The sequence below is a fragment of the Paramuribaculum intestinale genome, from assembly GCF_003024925.1.
In the GTDB taxonomy this organism is placed as follows: domain Bacteria; phylum Bacteroidota; class Bacteroidia; order Bacteroidales; family Muribaculaceae; genus Paramuribaculum; species Paramuribaculum intestinale.
The window spans coordinates 1-2,646 of sequence record NZ_PUED01000257.1; the positions used below are offsets into that span (position 1 = coordinate 1).

At 44.2% G+C, this 2,646-nt stretch carries 3 protein-coding genes; all 3 read right to left on the bottom strand.

The window, feature by feature from the left end:
• Positions 1-1,064: restriction endonuclease subunit S (locus C5O24_RS12400; protein WP_205961118.1), on the bottom strand; the 1,064-nt coding region annotated here is incomplete at its 3' end.
• 5 nt (positions 1,065-1,069) lie between these two features.
• On the bottom strand, positions 1,070-1,894 hold the full coding sequence (locus tag C5O24_RS12405) for a GIY-YIG nuclease family protein (protein WP_107036520.1): 825 nt from the start codon (positions 1,892-1,894) through the stop codon (positions 1,070-1,072).
• 3 nt (positions 1,895-1,897) lie between these two features.
• The coding region (locus C5O24_RS12410; RefSeq protein ID WP_153061373.1) for an HsdM family class I SAM-dependent methyltransferase at positions 1,898-2,646 on the bottom strand (749 nt) is incomplete at its 5' end.

Below are 2,646 nucleotides of genomic sequence, written 5' to 3' on the forward strand. Positions count from 1 at the left end.
GTTCTATCTTTCTTAGACCTCTGAGCAACAACGCACCCACTATCTTTTTCGATATCTTCCAATTCAAGTATCCACTCAGAAAGGGCAATTTCATCAACGTTAACATTCTCTGAATAGCCATAATCACAGACCGAATCAATGGTGGTCAGCACCCAGTTATCCGGCAATTGCGGATAATGTGGGTTATCCGTTATTATCTTTGCCTTTGGATTGACGCGACGGAGCATCTCGGCGGCAGGCTCGTCCGCCGGGTCTTGCGGCACGAGTTTGCCCTGCATCGCAAGATCAAGGATCTTGGACTTCAGATTGGCAATACTTTCACTCAGATTTTTTTTACTTTGGTCGATACCATCTATAACACCTACGATAGAATGAAATGCTGAAATTATTCGACTTTGTTCTTCTTTTGGCGGTAAAGGTAAGATAAAGTCTAATAGCATCTTTTGCGTAATTTGATTGATAGCTGTAGAGTTAGATTCATCCAAATAGCTATTAAAATACGCAGAATCCAATAAAAGCTTTATCCACGGATTATAACAACTACGACATACAGCCATGAAAGCACCAAATGAAGTGGGACGTTCTAAATTTTCAATGATAACATTTTTCCCGACTAATCTTCTGCTGCCATTTCGAGCGCATATTAAAAGGTCTCCGTTGTTAAGATATTGTTTCTCAAGTATAGGGCAAGACACATAAACAATATCGTCCAAACAGATTTTGTTATCCCTGATATTATTAGAACGATAAACAGGGACACCATCATCTACGATGTCCTGAGGCGAGTATGTTAATCCAATATTCGATGATGCTATTTCATCTATTTTAACCCACTGCCATGATTCGGGGATGTCGAAAGGCGGGGTGAAGTTCTGATAGTGGGATTTATCGGTAGATTTTTTTGCTTTGGGGCGTTTGAGTTTGCCCTCGGCTATGAGACGTTCCTTCTCGGCGCGGATGCGGTCGAGAAGGACGGATGCCGGTTCGTCATTGGGGTCTTGTGGCAGGAGTTTACCACGGATGGCGAGGTCGAGTATGCGCTGGCGTAGTTTCTGAGTATCCATAATTGTCACTTATTACGATAAATCTCATCAAGGGTCTGTCCCTTATCGTTTTTCCATTCTACCCAGCCATTTGAGCTGCATCCTCCGCAAATGCTCGCAGCTGTACTTGGACTTGAAAATGAAATATCGGATGTCAAAACCGGGTTGCCATTTTCATTTGTCTGAGAGTAATCCTTGATAATCATTTCCCGTCTTTCGATGGTATGGCAAGAGTTTACAGTATCTTTGGATAATATACTCCCTCGCAATACAGTAAAGCCATTTCCATCATACACACCTTTTGCATTTGCGCCTCTACGCTTAAAATGGAAAACGGGTAGTTGATTAACCGAAGCTGTTTCAAAAATGCTTATCCCAATAAAAGATGTCAGGAATTTGATGTCCTCGAAGAACTCATCCATAGCATCTTTCTGATATTCCGGAAGGTTCGGTTCTTTCGGAGTCTGCTTGTTTTCCTGAAGACCATATCGGTTGATATTCTTTGCCTGTTGCACGGCAAGATATTCCAGATATTGCACATCTGTTTTGGTCATATCCGCATCTTTTGAAACGAATATAAGAGCTTTCTGCCAAAAGGTTTTCTTTTGGTCATGGTCTTTTACCCTCTCCCTGAAGTTTTCGGTTTCTCCAATATAAGCCTGCGGTTTTGCCATTTCATCTTCGCCAATAAGAATATAGAATGCCGGCTTGTGTAGTTTCTTCTGTTTGTCGAGATAGTCAAGATTTGAACGTGGCACGACAAACATCTGGCATATCTTATTGCTGATAAAAGCATAGCGGGTTCCTTTGGGATCTCCGTCCACGAGGTATGTAGTTACTGTCTTACCCATGGCTTATTCGTTGACTTCGTTAAGGTTAAGCTCGGAAAACAATTCCTTTAACTGAGCGACCGCAGAGGCTATGTTGTTGCTTTTTGTTTCAATGTCAGCCATTAGCTCGGCAAGGGTGCGGTCGTCGGTGTCCTCGATTTTCATCCATGTGATGTCAAGCGAGGTCTTGTCGCGTTTGAGCAGATCTTCAGCCGGATATTTGCGCCAGCGTCCGTTTGGTTCGGTCTCGGCGTTGTACGTTTCCGTTCGTGCCGAAATGTTGTCGGGATTATAACAGGACACGAAATCGTTAAGGTGGCGGCGTTCGAGCTTGTTGTTGGCGAGAGTATGTTTCACTCCGGTGCGGTAGTCGTAGAACCATACATCGCGTGTAGGCTCACCTTTGGTAAAGAACAGTACGTTTGCCTTAACTCCCTGAGCATAAAATATACCGGTGGGAAGACGCAGAATTGTGTGGAGATTGAAATCTGTCAGCAATTTGCGGCGTATCGCTTCGCCTGAACCCTCGAAAAGAACATTGTCAGGCAGCACGACAGCGGCACTACCGCCATTGCGGAGCGACATCATGATATGTTGCAGAAAGTTGAGCTGATTGTTCTTTGTCTCAGTGATGAAGTCATCGCGCTGAATATCGACCGAACCGGCAGGGCGTGTGCCGAACGGTGGATTTGCGAGTATGACATCAAAAAGTTTCTCGGGCTGCTTTTCGAGAGAGTCTGCACAAATGATAGGACTGCGGTCAGTGCCGATAC

Bases quoted from the DNA above. Each gene is read 5' to 3' on its own strand.
- C5O24_RS12405 (WP_107036520.1), bottom strand. From the start codon at position 1,894: ATGGGTAAGACAGTAACTACATACCTCGTGGACGGAGATCCCAAAGGA.